This is a genomic window from Winogradskyella aquimaris (assembly GCF_042676105.1).
GTDB classification, from domain to species: Bacteria; Bacteroidota; Bacteroidia; order Flavobacteriales; family Flavobacteriaceae; genus Winogradskyella; species Winogradskyella aquimaris.
Genome location: NZ_JBHTJQ010000016.1, coordinates 468,560 through 487,165 on the forward strand (window position 1 = coordinate 468,560; position 18,606 = coordinate 487,165).

The window sequence follows — 18,606 nt, forward strand, 5'->3', positions numbered from 1 at the left end:
CTAGTTTGCTAATTTTATAACGTCTTCTTTATTTGAATTCGGTTTTTCAACCTTTAATATGTCTTTAATTTCAACTCTATATGGCCACCCTTCCTCGTTTTCCGGCTTTTCAAATTTTCTCACTCGTATAGTCACTGGAACCATATCGGTAGCTTCCTTTTTAAAAGGTTTGACCTGATTGTTCAGGCGGTGCATGTTTTCGTCGACAACCACACCGTAAATTTCATTTTGTGTCTGAAAAACGGCTGCATCTGCGTAATACAAAAACTCACCTTTCATGGTTATGTAGCCATCATTTTGGTCGTAGGACTTTGAACGATTTTCCTCAAGATTAACTTCAGTTTTTGTATCGTTTTTACAACCTAAAAAACCTATGACAGCCAATAAAATGAATATGCTTTTTTTCATGGTCTTATCCTACAGAACCTTCTAAACTAATCTCTAATAATTTTTGAGCCTCAACAGCAAATTCCATTGGTAACTTATTCAATACCTCTTTACTAAAACCGTTGACGATTAAGGCAATGGCTTTTTCGGTATCAATCCCTCGCTGGTTACAGTAAAAAATCTGGTCTTCACCAATTTTACTAGTTGTAGCCTCGTGTTCTATCTGTGCTGTTTTGTTTTTAGCTTCTATGTAAGGGAAGGTATGTGCACCACACTCATTGCCCATCAATAAACTATCACACTGGGAAAAGTTACGTGCGTTTTCTGCTCTTGGACTTATTTGTACCAAACCTCTATAAGAGTTTTGTGATTTACCTGCCGAAATACCTTTAGAAATTATGGTTGACCTGGTATTTTTTCCCAAGTGAATCATCTTAGTTCCTGTATCTGCCTGCTGAAAATTGTTAGTCACTGCGATGGAGTAAAATTCACCAACAGAATTATCGCCTTTTAATATACAGCTCGGGTATTTCCATGTTACAGCAGAACCCGTTTCTACCTGTGTCCATGAAATTTTTGAATTTTTTTCACACAAGCCACGCTTGGTTACAAAATTGTATACACCACCTTTGCCTTCAGCATTTCCTGGGAACCAGTTTTGTACGGTTGAATATTTTATTTCCGCATCCTCTAATGCAATTAATTCTACAACCGCAGCGTGCAGTTGGTTTTCGTCTCTACTAGGCGCCGTACAGCCTTCTAAATAAGAGACGTAACTACCTTCATCTGCAATAACAAGCGTTCTTTCGAATTGACCTGTTCCAGCTTGGTTAATACGGAAATACGTCGATAGTTCCATAGGGCACTTAACGCCTTTTGGAATGTAACAGAAACTACCATCACTAAATACGGCAGAATTTAGAGCCGCATAGAAATTATCTTTTTTGGGCACAACCGTACCAATATATTTTCTGACAAGTTCAGGGTGCTCTTTGATAGCTTCTGAAATACTCATGAAAATAATTCCTTTTTCGGCTAAGGTTTCTTTAAAGGTCGTTGCAACAGAAACCGAATCTACGACGACGTCCATCGCGACACCAGCTAATTTCTTTTGTTCGTCCAAAGAAATCCCCAGTTTGTTGAAGGTTTCTAATAGTTCAGGATCTACCTCATCCAAACTATTGTACTTTGGTTTTTTACTGGGTGCAGAATAGTAAGAAATAGCTTGAAAATCTGGTTTTTCATAATGTACATTTGCCCATTCCGGCTCAACCATATGTTGCCATATTCTGAAAGCTTCAAGTCTCCATTCTGTCATCCATTCAGGCTCTTCTTTCTTTTTAGAGATAGCCCTTACGATGTCTTCGTTTAGGCCATTAGGGAATGTTTCAGATTCAATATCTGTATAAAAACCATACTCGTATTCCTTGGTCTTTAATTCTTCTCTTAAATCGTCTTCAGTATATTTACTCATTACGTTTTTTTAAAGTGAAAATGATTCTCCGCAACCACAAGTGCGATTGGCATTTGGATTATTAAATACGAAACCTGTACCGTTTAATCCTCCTGAATATTCTAAAGTGGTACCTATGAGATATAAAAAACTCTTTTTGTCGACAATGATTTTTACACCGTTATCTTCAAAGACTTTATCTTCTTCTGCTTTAGTTTTATCAAATTTTAAATCGTATGACAAACCAGAGCACCCACCACTTTTAACACCAACTCTAATGTAGTCAGTGTCAGGGTTAAAGCCATCGTCATTCATAAGCTCGATGACTTTTTTCTTTGCTTGTTCAGAAACTTTAATCATAATATTAAAGTAGATTAATTCTAAATTGAATGCAAATATACGATATAACTAAGGTTTAACCATATTTACTAACATTATATTAGCATATGATTTAATAGAGTTTTCCTATGAATTAGGAAAATTTTGGCTTTGAGGATTGAAGCTTAAGATGAAACAAACGCCTTAGGGTAGTTTGAACATGTTTGTTGGATATACTTATTGCCTCAAAATTGCCATTCGTGTCTGTTTTTACAACCGTATTACAGTGTGAGCAGACTAACTCTAATGTGTGGTCAGGGTTTGTTTTGGATTTAACGTAATTATGACCAAACACAGCACAAGGTAATGCTTTACTTGAAGTAGGTTTCATCTCATAAGAATTGGGACCGAAAATTTAAATAAATGAAACGAGTAATAAGATTAAAAACTCTATTTTTCGATGAACAACATTAATTAAAATGAAATATCCTACAAACTTAATTTTGAAAGTTTGGATTATTTAAGAACGAAGGATCGGATAGGGTTAATAAAAATGCCTTTAAATCTGCTTTTTCTTGATTGGTTAATTGTACCCCTCCTTGGGCAATTTGCTTCATAAGCGGGTCAATAGTAGGTGAATTTTGTAGTCCTTCACTGTAATGGTCTATTACTTCATCTATAGTCGCAAATCTACCATCGTGCATATATGGTGCGGTAAAGGCTAAGTTTCTTAACGAAGGGGTGCGAAATTTTCCATTGTCATTTGGGTCTCCTGTAACCGCACCTAAGCCCAAATCTGTAAAGGTAGCATCCAGGCCATTATTATGAAAATCATTATCCGTCCATAGTGGATTGTTCGGGTTGCCATGACAGTGAAAGCAGTCTCCCTTGTCTTCTCTCAAGAAAATATCAAGTCCGTTCAGTTCTTGCTGTGTCAGCGAAGTTTGGCCTAAGGTGTATTTGTCAAATTTAGAGTTAGCCGAGATTAACGTGCGTTCAAACTGAGCAATAGCCTTGGTCGTTAACGCTTTTGTAATGGTTGAGGTATTAAATGCCAGTTGAAATAGTTGGGGATACTCCGGATGATTCTGTAATCGCTCTACAACATTATCCCAATTACTATGCAGTTCTATAGGATTTTGAACAGGTTCTTCAGCTTGTTGTTCTAAACTTAAGGCAGAGCCATCCCAATTAAAACGATCTCCATAATTCCAAGCAAGGTTAAATAATGGCATGGCATTTCGCGTTCCGGAAACTCCATCGATACCAATACTTTTAGGCAGATTGTCGGCAAAAGCTTTTTGTGGTGCATGGCAGGTTGCACAAGATTGGGTGCCGTCTGCAGACAAAATTCTATCAAAGAAAAGTTTTTTTCCAAGTGCTACTCCTTCTACAGTTTGTGAATTGTCATTTGGCAAAACGGGATCAATAATGTAGTTTGAAAAGATATCTGGAATATCCAATGGTTGTGCTGTAGGTTGATAACCTGAATTATTAGAGTCATCCGAACATCCTGCACTTACTATTAGTATCAGAATAAAAAACCAGCCTTTTTTCATATTCTATTATTCGTCGCTTACATCACCCAAGGTAAAAACACTTTGCCCATTTTCATACATTAAAATTTGGGCTGTTGAGTTGGGCATTAGCGCTTGATTATAAACATTTAAATCCCAAAGGTTGGGATTTTTAAACCAACCGGCAATATTCATTTTTACTTCAATTTCAACAGTATTGGTAATGCTTATAGCACCAAGATTAACCGTAAAGAAAGTGTCTTGTGGAAATGTTGGGTTATCACCAGGATTATCTACTGCTCTAATGGCATGATAGTTAAAGCCTTGCTCTTCCATATTGTTATTAATGAATTTACCATCAAACTGCATGTAATGGTAGCCGCCACCCAGCATGTCAGGTACATTAAAGGATGCTGAGTTTAAATCTGGATAATTTTGGGCATTATCTTGGTTATCAAATCCAAAAGTGAAGGATACATTTGAATAATTCCCAACGGGAATTGTACTTTCAAGAGCATAGTTTAAACCATTATTGTTGGTCACATCCACAAAATTATAAAGGTTGGTATTTAAAACCTCGCCATTATTGGTAGTAAAGGTGATGTCTGAAATGACGTAGCGTAACCGTTCAATACTCACTGATTCTCCATTTTCAGTTGTGAATATAAAATCATTAAAGTCCGAATTGCTAACAGGTGTACCATCCCAATTATGGGTAAAAACAAATGTTGGTGATGTTTGCGCTGTATTTATAGCACCACTATCATCACTGTCACATGCCCAAAGGCAGAGGCCAATACAAAGAAGCAGTATGTTTTTTTTCATCATTTTCAATCTTCAATTTTTAGTATGAGTAAATCGGTAAACCCTTTATTTTCTATAATGTCTCCATCATTACTTGCTGTATCACCAACGGCAATAATAGAACCATCCAATAGTTCGGCAATATCATAGGCGAAATCTATATTAGAGCCACCTACTGTTTTTTCCCAAATTAAAGTTCCGGCGTGATCTGTTTTTAACACCCAGGCATCATTTTGTCCATTGTTTTCAGACACATCCATATCACTACTTCGGGAACTGCCCGAAAGTAAGAATCCATTATTTGCAGATTTTTTAATGGCTCGGGCCACATCAAAACTAGAACCTCCTATGGTCTTTTCCCAAATGAGGCTTCCATCGGGTGAAATATTTACCAGCCACAAATCAGCGGCACCGTTATTTTGGGAAACGTTGTTATCATCACTCCGTGTATCACCGGCAATAATAAAGTTACCGTCAATGGTGTTTACGACACCTCTAGCTTCATCGATTTGAGAACCTCCAAAAGACCTTTCCCAAATTAGTTCACCAGACAATGACAGTTTAATCACCCAATAATCATAGGTGCCAATATTGTTGGAAATATCGGTATCATCACTATCTGAGCTGCCTACAATAATGTAAGCATTGTCATTAGTTTCTATTGCATTATAGGGTGTATCTGTAAAATTGCCACCAAAATAGCGGCTCCATTCCAAGTCACCCGAACTATTTAATTTCAACACCCAGTAATCTCCACCTGCATGTCTATTGGCCGTTCTTGAAGAATTTCCTTCACCACCTGAGGCGGTGACATCTAAAATACCTGATAATAAAAAACCTTGGTCACTGGTTTCAATAATTGAAATACCAGAATCCGCTCCTTGGTATCCAAAGGACTTTTCCCATATGATATTTCCATTAGCATCTAATTTTACCAACCAGTAATCTTGTAAACCCGCATTTGTGGTAACATCACCATTATTACTAAAACTATAGCCTAAAATGGCATAACCACCATCTGAAGTTTGTATAATAGCATTACCTCGGTCGTCACCACTACCTCCATAAGTCTTTTGCCATTGCAATTGATCTTGAGCGTCAAATTTTAAAACCCAATAATCAAAACTTTCATCTTGCTTATCGGTAATATCGTCATCGTTACTTTGGGTGTAACCCAAAACGGCATAGCCTCCATCGGTGGTTGCAATAACGGATTGGGCACTATCATTTTTTGAACCTCCAAAAGTTTTCGCAAAGAGAATCTCGGCATTGGTACTTGAATTGCTTGCATCATCACTGCTACAGTTTAACAGAATCATACCCATGAAACAATATGTGATGGCTTTGCCAAGCATAACTTTAATTTGAAGGTCTTACAATAAACAAACCTCCATCAATATCACTAACCAAAATATGTCCGCTCTCGAAGAATGGATAAATGTTCCAAGCACCATTAAAGGCCGTATTATCATTTGGTATAAAGGTGTCTATATATCCAACTTCGGTCATGATTCCAGCATCTAGGCTCGAAATGTCTATGGCTCTTAATCCTGCTGTATAATTGGCAACATAAAATGTATTGCCTACAACATATCCATTGTGATCAATAGCGGCAGTTGGTCCAAGATATTCCATGTGATATTCAGGGTTGTCCAAATCACTAAAATTAAAAACTATAGTTCTCGAATTAAGGCCAAAATTGATTTCATCAACCTCGTCCCCAAGCAGAAAATAAACCATATCATCGGTAAACCAACCTTGGTGGGCATAACCCAGGTTCCCATAATCTATCGTTGAGATTTGAACCGGATTGGTCTTATCAGTTACATCTACAATGACGACTTCGTTTTCATTACTGCCTATTAAAATTTCTCGACCAATATAATCAGCGTCAGGACCGTTATAAGTCACGACTTGAGCATCGTGGGAATAAGCGTCTTCAGCATAACCACCTGCGGCAATCGGAGATGTGGGGTTTTGGATATTCACAAAATGAGGACCTCCGTTAAACGTATCTGACCCTACGGCATAAGCAAAGCCACTTTCTTCATTAATCACAATATTATGAGCGCTGCCAAAACCATTATAATTGGCATCTGCTGTAAAGGTCTCAGGTGGATTTGTGACCGATCTTAAACGGGTTAAATCAAATACCTGCATACCGTGCCCAGGAGCTTCACTTACTACAAAGGCGTGATTGTTATACACTTTAACATCGCGCCACGGACTATTTGCAGTTGCTGTAGGGAGCGTTCCTACTATAATGGGATTTGACGGGTCAGAGATATCCACAAACGCCGTGTTTGTAGTGGTGCACATTAAGGCATATTCAATTCCGGTTTGGGGATCTGTCCAACCCCAAGAATCATTACCTTCTGCACCAGCACCACCTAAATCAGCAATTGGAATATGGCTCATTAAATCAAACCCACTACATGGGTGTCCGTTGGCAAATCCGTTTTCACAAGGAAACTGCGGTAAAATTGTATTGTCATCACAGGCATCACCAAGGCCATCATTGTCGGCATCTTCTTGCAAAGGGTTTGCCGTTAAGGGACAGTTGTCGTTTTCATCCAAGATGCCATCATTATCATCGTCTTCATCACAGGCATCACCAAGACCATCACCATCGGTATCCAATTGGTCTTCATTGGCAATGGTTGGGCAATTATCAGAACTGTCAAAAATGGTATCGTTATCTGTATCTAAATTGGCTGGCGTATCATCATTGGAACATCCTAAAACCATGAAAACCATAAAAATCACACTAATAACTGAGAAGAAATATTGTTTTGGAGCCATAAATTTCATCAACTTTTTTTTAGCAATTTACAGTAATTTTTGAATATGCTTAAAATTAGGGATTAATAAACGTTGACAATGATGCTTTTATTTAAAAAAAGCATAATATTTTTGTAGTATGATAGAAGATAAGAACCCTAAGCGTACTCCCTTAAGTGAGCTAGGAGAGTTTAAATTGATAGACCACCTCACGGAACATTTTAAGATTAGTCACAAATCGACTGTAAAAGGGATAGGTGATGACGCAGCTGTTTTAAACTACGGTAAAAAACAAATCGTGGTCTCTACGGATTTGCTGGTCGAAGGAGTGCATTTTGATTTGAGCTATGTGCCCTTAAAACACTTAGGGTATAAAGCGGTTATGGTGAACCTTTCCGATATTTATGCCATGAATGCGGTGGCAAGCCAAATCACGGTCTCGATAGCGGTTTCCAACCGCTTTCCACTGGAGGCTTTAGAAGAACTTTACGCAGGGATTACTACGGCCGCTAATTTGTATCATATTGATGTTGTTGGTGGTGACACCACCTCGTCAACTTCTGGACTGATCATTTCCATTACAGCGATTGGTGAAGTTGAAAAAGGACGAGAAGTGTTGCGCTCAGGTGCCAAGCCAAATGATTTACTCGTCGTGACTGGTGATATTGGTGGTGCGTATATGGGATTGCAAGTACTAGAACGTGAAAAGGAGGTCTTTAAAGTAAATCCAAATTCACAACCAGACTTATCCATGTACACCTATATTGTTGAACGACAATTAAAACCGGAAGCGAGAAAAGACATCGTTGAGTTACTTCAAAAATTAGAAGTAAAACCAACAAGCATGATTGATATCAGTGATGGTTTGTCTTCAGAGATTATTCATTTGTGTAAACAAAGCAAAGTGGGTGTTGATCTTTATGAAAATAAAATTCCTCTAGATCCCCAAGTGATTTCAACTTGTGAGGAGTTTAATGTTGATAGCACCACCGTGGCCTTAAATGGAGGTGAGGATTATGAATTGTTAATGACGATTTCACAAAAGGACTATCCGAAAATTAAAGGGAATCCCAATCTAACAGTGATTGGTTACATGACAGAGGAAGCGCAAGGTATGCATCTGGTCACCAGAGGAGAACAGAAAATTCCGATAATTGCAAAAGGTTGGAATGCGCTTAATAATCAGCCATAAAAAGCTTTTGGCTTTTTTCAAGACGCTTGTTGTGTACGCGATTTAATACCGAGTTGATTTCTTTGTACTTTGGGGTTAAGGGAATAAATCGTCCATTACCATCTATGGTCATTTCAGATTTACAATGCTTGCACTTGTATTCCTTAACATGATAGGTAACTACTTTGGAGACTTTATATTCATGTCCGAATAACGAGCAATACAGATGTTTCATTGTGAGGGCTATTTTTCTTAATTAAGGATTAATCTCTTTTAAGGAAACTAAATATAAGAAAAACAGTTATTCACAGGTTATTAACAATCAACAAATCGATGAATTGAGTGTTTTTCGCTTTAAACGCAACATTCTATTGTTATAAATACGTTCTAAAGCCGAATTGATATCCTGATATTTTGGGGTTAATTCGGTAAGAGTACCATTGCTGTCTGTAGTGAGCTGTTTCTTGCAACAGCTGCACGTATACTCCTTAACGTGGTTGGTTACTTTTCTAGTCATTTGATAGTTGTGACCAAAGAAGTCGCAGTAAAGTTTCGTTGCTGACATAGTAGGTTAAATTTAGGGTAAACATGATTTACACGTTAAACTTAAAATAATTTCCACAAAAAAACGCCTAAGAGTATTATTTTTCGATAAAATGTAATAAAAAGTAAGTTAATTCTGATTTATTTTCAATATGGCTCATGTGTCCTTCAGATAATTCAGCATAATCTATATCCGTATTTTCAAGTTTTGAAAGGAGTTGTTCTCCATTGATAAGCGCATCTTTTTTGCCAATAATAATCAGCTTATGAGCCTTAAGCGATTTGAAAATTTCAAATCGATTAGACCTTAGCTTCATACCTTCATTAGCAGCCATATAGCCTTGTAGTGATGTTTTAAGGGCAATGTCCAAGGCCCATTCATATTCGGTTTTAAAGCTTACTCGGCTTTCAGGGGCAAAGAGGTTGGCAAAGGACATGCGGACTAAATTATCAAAATTGGTTTTGGCCATGTCGTTAGCGCGCGTCCTTAAGCGCTTTCGTTCTTTACTATCCGCTTCAAACGTAGAATTCATTAAACAGAGCCCTTCAAAAAGCTGAGGTTGTTGTTCTGCCAATGCCAAAGCCACATAGCCACCCATAGAATGGCCTACCACTTTAGCTCTTTTTATCTTTAAGTGTTTTATGACAGTTAGCACGGCATCCGCCATGTCTTCCATGGTGTGCACATAGCCTAAAGATTCCGTTTGGCCATGGCCTAACAAATCGATACAAATTACTTGATGGGTTCTAGCAAATTCAGGTTCTAAATCTTTCCACATTTCGATGGTTTCTAAAAAACCATGCAACAGAACTACAGTGTCACCTTTGCCTGAAACCGTATAATGTAATTTAATGTTTTTGTAGTCTAAGGTCATGCTTGCAAAGATAGGCTTAGATTTGTCATCAATAAATATTTCAATCATAACATTTGTTATATTTGAAGTCTTTCATATTAACTCATAAATCCATGCTTTTAAAACGCTTGTTTGTCGCCATTCTTTTTGTATGCAGTTCCTATGCCTTTGCTCAACTCGAAGAAGCTGAAATTGATAAACTCGTCCAAGAAACGCTCATTACCTTCGATGTGCCTGGTATTTCGGTTGGTGTGTTTAAAGACGGCCAAGAAGTTTATGCCAAAGGGCATGGAGTGCGTTCCCTAACTACTAGGAAGGAAATGAATTCTGAAACCTTGGTTGGGGTAGCTTCCAACAGTAAGGGATTTACCTGTTTTGCATTGGCCATGCTTGTTGATGAGGGTAAATTAAATTGGGACGATCCCGTACGTAAATATATTCCTGAGTTTCAATTGCACGACCCATGGGTTACCGAAAATTTTACCGTTAGAGATTTGGTAACGCATCGCAGTGGTATGGGCTTGGGTGCTGGTGATCTCATGTTTTTTCCTGAAGGCAATGATTTCACAGTTCAAGATATTATTGAAAACGTGAAGTATTTAGAGCCCGAAACCTCATTCCGAAGTCAGTATGCCTACAATAACAACATGTTTATTATTGCAGGTGAAGTGTTGAAACGTGTGATTGGTCTGTCGTGGGAAGACTATATTGAAACTCGAATCATGAAACCTGTGGGCATGACCAGCTCTAAAGCATCTTATAATCGCGTGAAGGACAAGTCAAATATTATAGACGCGCACACCAGAGCTGAAGGAAAAGTGATTCAGATTCCACACGACTGGAGTGAAACCGCAAATGCAGCAGGAGGCATTGTCAGTAATGTACACGATATGATGACTTGGGCAAAGTTCTTAATGAATGATGCAATTACCGAAAACGGAGAACGTTTATTGAGTGAAGCCCAATTCCATGAACTTTGGCAATTACAAACTCCATTAAAAGTAAGAGCCAACGATTCCTACGATTCTAATTTTAGAGGTTATGGTTTGGGTTGGTTTGTGACGGATGTAAAAGGGGGTTACAAACAGGTCTATCACACAGGTGGCTTGATTGGTACTGTGACGCAGTTTACCATGATTCCAGATTTAGATTTGGCCATTGTGGTGTTAACTAACCAAATGAACGGTTCGGCGTTTAACACCATTACCAACACGATTAAGGATTCCTATTTAGGCTACGACAATAGAAACTGGTTAGAACGTTTAGGGAAAAATAATGCCGACTTTTTAAAGTATAACGACAGTATTAAAGCTGAGGTGTTTGCCCAAGTTGAAAAGGCAAAAACGCAATTGACCATCCCAAATCCTGAACAAATCGTAGGGACGTACACTGACGATTGGTTTGGTGATATTACGATTTCCCATGATGGCAATCAATACAGTATCAATTGTGAACGCTCGCCACGTTTGTTTGGAGAACTATTACCCTACAACGCCACCACCTTTGTAGCCAAATGGAAGGACAGAAGTTACGATGCCGATGTCTTTGTGCAGTTTACCTTTAATGAGAAGGGAGACGCTGTTTCTGCCACCATGAAATACATAGCTCCCATTACCGATTTCAGCTTTGACTTTCACGATTTAGAACTTAAAAAGACCAAGTAATGAGCGACACCAAGCGTATTTTTCTATTTGGCTTTGCTTTATTTGCTGGCTTTTTTGGAGCAGGAAATTTAATCCTTCCACCATTTTTAGGGTTCAACGCTGGGCCAGATTGGTGGTTGGTAGCCATTGGCTTTATGATTACTACAACGGTAATTCCAATGCTCTCGCTGTTTGGTCATGCCAAACTGCAAGGTACCATGTTGGATTTTGGGAAAAAAGTATCATCGACATTTAGTCTGGTGTATTGCTTAGTGATGTTTCTTATCATTATTGTATTGCCAGCACCGCGTACAGCAGCGGTTACCCACGAAATGGCCATAGCACCATTATTTGGAACGTCTCCCTTGCTAACCAGTTGCATCTATTTTGCCTTAGTGTTGCTTTTTGTACTGAACCGTTCAAAAGCATTGGAGATTTTAGGAAAATACCTCACACCTATCATCGTGATTATGGTGTTAACCATTGTGGTGTTAGGACTGGTGGCACCACCAGATCTTATGCGTTTGGGGAGTTTAAAAGCACCATTGGTAGATGGCTTGTTGGAGGGCTATCAAACTTACGACGCTGTTGCAGGTATTGTGATGGGAAGCGTGATTATCATTTCCCTAAATAAAGACGGTTTAAAAACTTATACCGAAAAGAAACGCATTATTGCCAAATCTGGCTTTATTGCCATGTTTGGTCTGTTTGTTATTTATGCAGGACTTATTGCCTTAGGCGCTTTATATAGTAATGCGTTTTCAGAAGAGACTACCAGAACCGGTCTGTTGTTGGGCTTGTCCAAAACCATGATTGGAGATATAGGTGGTACTTTTGTAAGTGTTTTGGTAGCACTTGCTTGTTTTACCACAGCGGTGGCTATTGTGGTCTCCTTGGCCGATTTCTTTAAAGCGCTGTATAACCAAAACGAAAGAGCCTATGTTATTGTAGCCATTATTTGCTGTGTGTTTGGAGTGATTATGGGCAGTTACGATGTGGGTTTTATTATTGATATTGCGCTACCAGCCTTATTCTTTATTTATCCCATGTCTATTGCTATGATCATTCTTAATGTATTACCCGATAGATGGGCCACACCACTGATGTTTAAAATAGTAGTGATGACTACCATGGTGTTTAGCATACCTGATGTGATTGGATATTTTAGTCCAGAGGCTATCAATGCATATGTGGAACTTATGCCATTGGCACAATACAGTTTAGGCTGGTTATTACCAGCTTGTGTAGCTTATGCCATTTCAATGATGGTACAACGCATACAAAAACGTGGTCTATGAAATACATGGGAAGCAAGGCACGTTTTGCCAAGGACTTGTTGCCAATTATTTTAAAGGACCGTCAGCCAGGACAAGCTTATGTGGAGCCTTTTGCAGGCGGTATGAATATGATTGACAAGGTGGATGGCATTAGAATTGCCAACGACCAGCACGAGGAACTCATGGCGATGTGGCACGCCTTGATTTATGAGAATTGGGATCCGCCAAAATCGGTAAGTGAGGATGAATACATAGCCATTAAATACAACCAAGAAGACTATCCAAAATACCTTGTGGCTTATGTAGGTTTTAACTCCTTTGGTGGCAAATGGTTTGCAGGTTACCGACGCGATAAGCAGGGCAAACGCGATTATTGGTCTGAGCATTACCGCAACATCACCAAGCAAGTGCCCCATTTAGAAGGAGTACAACTCTCTTGTCAATCTTATCTCGATTTAGAAATACCCAAAAACAGCATCATTTATTGCGATCCACCTTATGCCTCTACGACCAAATACAGAGATGGTTTTGACCATGAGCAATTTTGGGAGTGGTGCAGACAACAACATAAAGCAGGGCATCACGTCTTTATTAGCGAGTACAAGGCACCAGAGGACTTTACCTGTATTTGGGAAAAAGGTGCCAAAACCACCTTTTCTTGGCATGCCGAAAATTTAGCTCCTAAAGAAAGTATAGAACGGTTGTTTGTTTATCGATGATTGCTAGTAGTAAAACAGCAATATTTTACTTTTAGTTGATATTAGCGGCAAGATAGAAACCTTACAGAAGTTGCAATTTTATGTGTTTGAGGGTGATTTTGTGTGAGTTTAGTTTTACCTTATTCAATCTTTTTGACTTCTAAATGATACTTATTGTATGTTGAATACTGCATACAATAAGTATAGTTTTGGTTTATGGTGAATCAATTCATATTAAAAGAATTTGGAAATCGAATACGTTTTTTAAGAAACCAAAAAAATCTCAGTCAAGAAGAACTCTCCTTTATTACAGGTTTTCATAGAACTTATATTGGAATGATTGAGCGTGGTGAACGCAATATTTCGTTGACCAATATTTTGGTTTTCGCTAAAGCATTTGAAATGGATGTATCAAAGTTATTAGATTTTCAAGAGCAAAATTCAAAAATCAATTACAAAGATTATCAATTTAAAAACTAGAAATGAGTATAGAATCAATAAGAGAATTTATAAAAGAAAAGTCAATAGAATTTGGGGCAAAACCAGAAAATGAATTCAATAAGCCATATGTTGAGAGGAATAATACAGGAAAGGAGGCTCTGAAAGACAATGGCGCTTATTTTGGTTTTATTCATTCTGAGGAGGAAGCTTCTGGGCCTTTCCACGATTTTTCATTTACTATTTTTCCAAGTGAAAATGATAAGCCTTGGTTGATTTGCTTAGGTGTTGGGTCAAGTGGGTTTAAAAATGATTACGAACTCGCAACCTTTCCAGGTTTAAGAAGATTGTATTCAAGACTTACTAATGATAGAGGGTTTTGCAAATCTGATTTCTCTGATATTGAAACCAGTTTACCAAAAAGTATTACTGCTAATTCAGATTTACAACATTTAAAGAATACCATAAAAACATATACTAAAGTTTTACCCGCATGTCAGATAGTTGATAATCCGGAGAGTATAGACGGTAAAAAGGTGATTGCAGCTTTTTTAGCTGGTTATGCTAAATTAAGAGACTGGCCAACAAATAAAAGTCATCGTAAAGCAATTTCTGATGCTTTAGAACCTTTCATTAAAGATGAATTGGTAGATGACAGCGTTGAGATTAAAAAACTATTTGAAGATAGAAAATATTTAGTTTTACAAGGCCCACCTGGAACCGGAAAAACAAGAATGGCAAAAAAGGTTGCAAATGAAATTGGTGCAAGAACATTCTTTACCCAATTTCATGCAGAAACAACATTTTCTGATTTCATTTACGGCATTAGACCAGATATAAAAAATAAAGAACTAAGTTATAAAGAAACTTTAGGCATTTTCACACAATCATTGAAATACGCATTGAACAATGATAATGAAAAAGTTATTTTAATTGTAGACGAAATTAATAGGGCAAATCTTTCTAATGTTTTGGGACCTGTCTTTTATTTATTTGAACATAAAATGGAGGTATCTAATATTCAAATAGAAATCACACCAGAATTAAAAATTACTAAGTTGCCAGAAAATTTTTATGTTATCGCCACAATGAACACAGCTGATAGAAGTTTAGCGGTTGTTGACTTTGCACTTAGAAGAAGATTTGCTTGGTATTCATTAAAACCTAAACCAATCAAAGCAAAAAGCTTTTATAAGGAAGATTTTGCTAGGATACAAGAAATATTTGATTGGTATGCATCTAGTAGTGAACTTTCTTTACAGCCAGGACAAGGATACTTTATTGCAGACAGTAATGAAGAGATGGAAAATAGAATTAAATATGAAATATTTCCTTTAGTAAGGGAGTATTTGCAAGAAGGACTATTAAAGAATGCAAAGGAGGAGTTCAATAATTATTTCACTTCTAGAATAAACCAATCTTTATTTGAATAACTCAAAGTATGGATGTATTCTGCGAAATACCTTGTTTAACTGAAAATTCAAAGCAATTTAATGGAATATTTTTACAAAAAAAGTGGTTTAAATCCGCAGATAAACGGGTAATTGGTCAGTATCTTCAAAAGTTTATAAATTACAACGCTAAGGAGTTTAAATTTTTAGATGTTCAGCCTTTAATAGTTGGGACAGACCAAAATGTTTCAATTGCTTTTCGTACTTCACGACTTATAGGTTCTATACCATTAAGAGCACCTGATACAGGTAAACAAATTGGTGATTTTGTAGTTACACCAAGGTTTTCAGGATATAATCGGTATGAAGATTATATTGAAATTTTAAATCTACTTGATACAGAAATAAGTCCAGATATTTTAGATAGTCTTCCGTTGGCTTCAGGGAAAAATTTTAGACCACCCTTGTACCTTGAAGCTGTTAAGTACATTAAATCCTTAGAGAGTTTGATAAAATTGAATTGGAGAAAATTTGACAATATTGAAAAAACTTCAGGGGAACCTACTGGTAAAATAAATTGGCAGAAATATTCCAAAATTGAATATAAAGTTGAAAACCGATTAAAGTTTCCTGTACGTAAGAATATTTTAAGTGAATTTCATCCAGAATATTCAGAGTTACGCTTTGTTTTTGATATATGTAAAAAAGAAATACTTTCAGCAAATACTCCAATTAGAATAAAAACGAACTTAAGAAGTAGACTAAATTTTTTAGAAGAAAAATTGTATTATCATCAACCGAAGTATACCACAAACATATCTATTAAGTTTTCAGATAACCCTAAAGTTACTAAATGTAAGCAGCAGGCTAATAAAATTTTAAATTTTAACTTGTTAGATAGTACAGCATGGAAGGTCGATTTTTCGGATGTTTTTGAAAAATTTGTTCAACATATTTTTAAGCTTGTTGCAAAAGAGGTTGGTGGGCAGCTTTTAACAAATTATAAATTAAAGGCTTATTCAAAAAAGTTTTACTCATGGGAACTCAAACATATTGAGCCAGATGCTATATATCAGAAGAAAAATTTACTTGTGTTTATTGACGCAAAGTACAAGTCTAATCTATATAATAAATTTGGTGATAGCGAAAATCTTAAAGACGACCATCGTCATGATTTGCACCAAATTATGGCGTATTCATCGTTCAGTAAAACAATTTCAAAAAATGGTGTCCTTTGTTATCCTTCAGAAAAATTAGAATCAAAAACTATTGAGTATAGGAATCGAATAAATGAAGTTTCGAATTTAATTACTATCATTGGAATCCCATTGAAAAAAGAAATTATTCATCAAACTAAAACTCTTTTAATGAGTGAAATTCATGCAATTGAAAAATCATATTCTAATTAAAGTAACTAATTCATCAACTCCTCAATCTCTTCCACTTCAATTGGGATGTTACGCATCAAGTTAAACGGTTCTCCAGAGTCTTGGATCACCACATCATCCTCTAAACGGATGCCAAAGCCTTCGTCTGGGATATAAATACCAGGCTCTACAGTAAAGACCATGTTGGCTTGCATCGGTTCGTGCAGCAATCCGTAATCGTGGGTGTCCAAGCCAATGTGGTGCGATGTTCCATGCATAAAGTACTTTTTATAGGCTGGCCAATCTGGGTTTTCGTTTTGCACATCGGCTTTGTCCAATAAACCAAGGCCTAATAATTCTGAGGTCATCAGTTTGCCTACTTCCACATGATATTGTTCCCAAAGCGTGCCAGGCACCAAGAGTTTGGTGGCTTCGTCCTTCACATGGTTTACGGCATTATACACTTGCTTCTGTCGGTCGGTAAACTTACCAGATACTGGAATGGTTCTGCTCATATCACTAGAGTAGTTCGCATACTCAGCGCCAACATCCAATAAGATGAGGTCGCCTGCTTTACACTGTTGGTTATTTTCAATATAGTGCAATACATTGGCATTGTTGCCTGAGGCGATAATCGGTGTATAGGCAAAGCCTTTGGAACGGTTATTTAAAAACTCGTGCATAAATTCGGCTTCAATATTGTATTCCCAAACACCAGGTTTTACAAAATTGAGGATGCGTCTAAAGCCTTTTTCGGTAATATCACAGGCTTTTTGCATCAGTGCCAATTCTATCGGGTCTTTTACAGAGCGTAAACGTTGTAAAATGGGATTGCTCTTGGCCACACTATGTGCAGGATATTTGTCCTTTAGCCACTTGGTAAAGCGGTCTTCGCGGGTTTCGGTCTCCACATTGGCGCGGTAATGCTCATTGGTATTAACATACACGGTATCGCATTGCGTCATCAGTTCAAACATAATTTTTTCCATATCCTGAAGCCAATACACGGTTTTAATACCTGAGGTTTCAAAAGCTTTTTCTTTGGTCAATTTTTCACCTTCCCAAACCGCAATGTGCTCGTTCGTTTCTTTTAAGAATAAGATTTCACGATGCTTTTCCTTTGGACAATCTGGAAAGATGACCAAAATACTTTCTTCTTGGTCCACACCACTCAGGTAAAAAATATCGCGATGCTGTGCAAACGGTAAGGTGCTATCGGCACTCACTGGATAAATATCGTTAGAGTTAAAAACCGCTAAACTGTTGGGCTTCATTTGAGCCGCAAAGTTTTTACGGTTGTTTATAAAGAGGTTACGGTCTATTAAATCGTATTTCATTTGTTGGTTATTTTTAGTCCCACAGTTTGCACTCAAATCTATTGAGTAGAAAGTGGAAATCTTATTAAACAAAGTATGGTCCCAAAAATACTATTTTGAAAGGCATAAAAAAAGGCAATCCGTAATAAGATTGCCCACTTTTAGGTTCGTTATATGAAAGTTACTTGGCCATCGCTTTTTTTACCATGCCAATGATAGCCATTAAGATACCACCACCAACGCCACCGCCAGCAACACTTCCTAAAATACTGCTTAAATCCATACTAGTAGATGCTTCTGCTGCTTCTACTCCTGTTAATCCCAACATCCCTAATACGCTTCCTCCTAGCCCACCACCAAGAATACCAACAACAGAATTCCATAAGGTGCCAAGAGATGAATTTTTCATGAGTTTGCCGGCAAGATTTCCACCAACAGCTCCACTAATTAATTGAATAATCAAAGGTAAATACTCTTCCATTTTATAAAAATATATTAGTTAATTAATCCTAAAGTAGTGAAATAATTTAATAAAGTGTTAAAAAAGTAAGAAAAACAGAATAAATAAGTGTAAAAAATATGAAATACATAAATCATTATGAGTGTTAAACTTGTGTTGACTTTTTTGAGGTTTGTGTCAATATTCAT

Annotated in this window: 19 protein-coding genes; 7 read left to right on the forward strand and 12 right to left on the reverse strand. The window is 37.2% G+C overall.

The genetic code is table 11. From position 1 onward, the window contains the following. The 7 genes from ACFQ1K_RS12085 to ACFQ1K_RS12115 form a co-directional block, all read right to left on the reverse strand. Nucleotides 1-408 (reverse strand): hypothetical protein, encoded by a 408-nt coding sequence (locus tag ACFQ1K_RS12085; RefSeq protein WP_320554492.1) that lies wholly within the window; start codon nt 406-408, stop codon nt 1-3. Between the two features lie 4 nt (nt 409-412). Next, nucleotides 413-1,861, reverse strand: coding sequence for a Fe-S cluster assembly protein SufB (gene sufB / locus ACFQ1K_RS12090; RefSeq protein WP_320554491.1), 1,449 nt, complete (start codon nt 1,859-1,861; stop codon nt 413-415). 9 nt (nt 1,862-1,870) lie between these two features. Beyond that, nucleotides 1,871-2,200 carry a HesB/IscA family protein gene (locus ACFQ1K_RS12095; protein WP_320554490.1) on the reverse strand — a complete coding sequence of 110 codons (330 nt, stop codon included), beginning with the start codon at nt 2,198-2,200 and terminating at the stop codon, nt 1,871-1,873. Nucleotides 2,201-2,655: 455 nt separating this feature from the next. Beyond that, complete coding sequence (locus ACFQ1K_RS12100; RefSeq protein ID WP_320554489.1) at nt 2,656-3,717, reverse strand: cytochrome-c peroxidase; 1,062 nt, start codon at nt 3,715-3,717, stop codon at nt 2,656-2,658. Between the two features lie 6 nt (nt 3,718-3,723). Beyond that, on the reverse strand, nt 3,724-4,503 hold the full coding sequence (locus ACFQ1K_RS12105) for an MbnP family protein (protein WP_320554488.1): 780 nt from the start codon (nt 4,501-4,503) through the stop codon (nt 3,724-3,726). A 2-nt stretch (nt 4,504-4,505) separates the two neighbouring features. After that, complete coding sequence (locus ACFQ1K_RS12110) at nt 4,506-5,798, reverse strand: hypothetical protein (protein ID WP_320554487.1); 1,293 nt, start codon at nt 5,796-5,798, stop codon at nt 4,506-4,508. A gap of 40 nt (nt 5,799-5,838) precedes the next feature. Continuing rightward, on the reverse strand, nt 5,839-7,290 hold the full coding sequence (locus tag ACFQ1K_RS12115) for a choice-of-anchor B family protein (protein WP_320554486.1): 1,452 nt from the start codon (nt 7,288-7,290) through the stop codon (nt 5,839-5,841). A gap of 109 nt (nt 7,291-7,399) precedes the next feature. Between ACFQ1K_RS12115 and thiL the strand changes: the two genes are divergently transcribed. Next, nucleotides 7,400-8,452: a thiamine-phosphate kinase gene (gene thiL / locus ACFQ1K_RS12120; protein ID WP_320554485.1), complete on the forward strand. Its 1,053-nt coding sequence runs from the start codon at nt 7,400-7,402 to the stop codon at nt 8,450-8,452. On the opposite strand, the gene ACFQ1K_RS12125 is transcribed toward thiL, so the two are convergent. The 3 genes from ACFQ1K_RS12125 to ACFQ1K_RS12135 all read right to left on the reverse strand — a co-directional run bounded on the left by ACFQ1K_RS12125 (nt 8,436) and on the right by ACFQ1K_RS12135 (nt 9,897). After that, complete coding sequence (locus ACFQ1K_RS12125; protein ID WP_320554484.1) at nt 8,436-8,666, reverse strand: hypothetical protein; 231 nt, start codon at nt 8,664-8,666, stop codon at nt 8,436-8,438. The genes thiL and ACFQ1K_RS12125 overlap by 17 nt on opposite strands. Before the next feature lie 87 nt (nt 8,667-8,753). Beyond that, the gene (locus tag ACFQ1K_RS12130; protein WP_320554483.1) at nt 8,754-8,996 is read right to left on the reverse strand and encodes a hypothetical protein; all 243 of its coding nucleotides are present in this window, start codon (nt 8,994-8,996) and stop codon (nt 8,754-8,756) included. Nucleotides 8,997-9,072: 76 nt separating this feature from the next. Then, nucleotides 9,073-9,897, reverse strand: coding sequence for an alpha/beta fold hydrolase (locus ACFQ1K_RS12135; protein WP_320554482.1), 825 nt, complete (start codon nt 9,895-9,897; stop codon nt 9,073-9,075). Between the two features lie 44 nt (nt 9,898-9,941). On the opposite strand from ACFQ1K_RS12135, the gene ACFQ1K_RS12140 reads away from it, so the two are divergent. The 6 genes from ACFQ1K_RS12140 to ACFQ1K_RS12165 all read left to right on the forward strand — a co-directional run bounded on the left by ACFQ1K_RS12140 (nt 9,942) and on the right by ACFQ1K_RS12165 (nt 16,684). Beyond that, nucleotides 9,942-11,492, forward strand: coding sequence for a serine hydrolase (locus ACFQ1K_RS12140; RefSeq protein ID WP_386134249.1), 1,551 nt, complete (start codon nt 9,942-9,944; stop codon nt 11,490-11,492). Then, on the forward strand, nt 11,492-12,769 hold the full coding sequence (gene brnQ / locus ACFQ1K_RS12145) for a branched-chain amino acid transport system II carrier protein (RefSeq protein WP_320554480.1): 1,278 nt from the start codon (nt 11,492-11,494) through the stop codon (nt 12,767-12,769). The genes ACFQ1K_RS12140 and brnQ overlap by 1 nt, the downstream gene beginning before the upstream one ends. Then, nucleotides 12,766-13,467: a DNA adenine methylase gene (locus ACFQ1K_RS12150; RefSeq protein ID WP_320554479.1), complete on the forward strand. Its 702-nt coding sequence runs from the start codon at nt 12,766-12,768 to the stop codon at nt 13,465-13,467. The genes brnQ and ACFQ1K_RS12150 overlap by 4 nt, the downstream gene beginning before the upstream one ends. A 195-nt stretch (nt 13,468-13,662) precedes the next feature. After that, entirely contained in the window at nt 13,663-13,926 is a 264-nt protein-coding gene (locus tag ACFQ1K_RS12155; RefSeq protein ID WP_320554478.1) for a helix-turn-helix domain-containing protein, read from the forward strand. Nucleotides 13,927-13,928: 2 nt separating this feature from the next. After that, on the forward strand, nt 13,929-15,317 hold the full coding sequence (locus ACFQ1K_RS12160) for an McrB family protein (protein ID WP_320554477.1): 1,389 nt from the start codon (nt 13,929-13,931) through the stop codon (nt 15,315-15,317). An 8-nt stretch (nt 15,318-15,325) separates the two neighbouring features. Further along, nucleotides 15,326-16,684 (forward strand): hypothetical protein, encoded by a 1,359-nt coding sequence (locus tag ACFQ1K_RS12165; protein WP_320554476.1) that lies wholly within the window; start codon nt 15,326-15,328, stop codon nt 16,682-16,684. A gap of 5 nt (nt 16,685-16,689) precedes the next feature. Here ACFQ1K_RS12165 and ACFQ1K_RS12170 read toward each other — a convergent pair whose 3' ends face one another. Beyond that, nucleotides 16,690-17,979, reverse strand: coding sequence for an aminopeptidase P family protein (locus ACFQ1K_RS12170; RefSeq protein ID WP_320554475.1), 1,290 nt, complete (start codon nt 17,977-17,979; stop codon nt 16,690-16,692). Between the two features lie 160 nt (nt 17,980-18,139). Next, on the reverse strand, nt 18,140-18,439 hold the full coding sequence (locus ACFQ1K_RS12175; RefSeq protein WP_320554474.1) for a hypothetical protein: 300 nt from the start codon (nt 18,437-18,439) through the stop codon (nt 18,140-18,142). Nucleotides 18,440-18,606 lie beyond the last annotated feature (167 nt).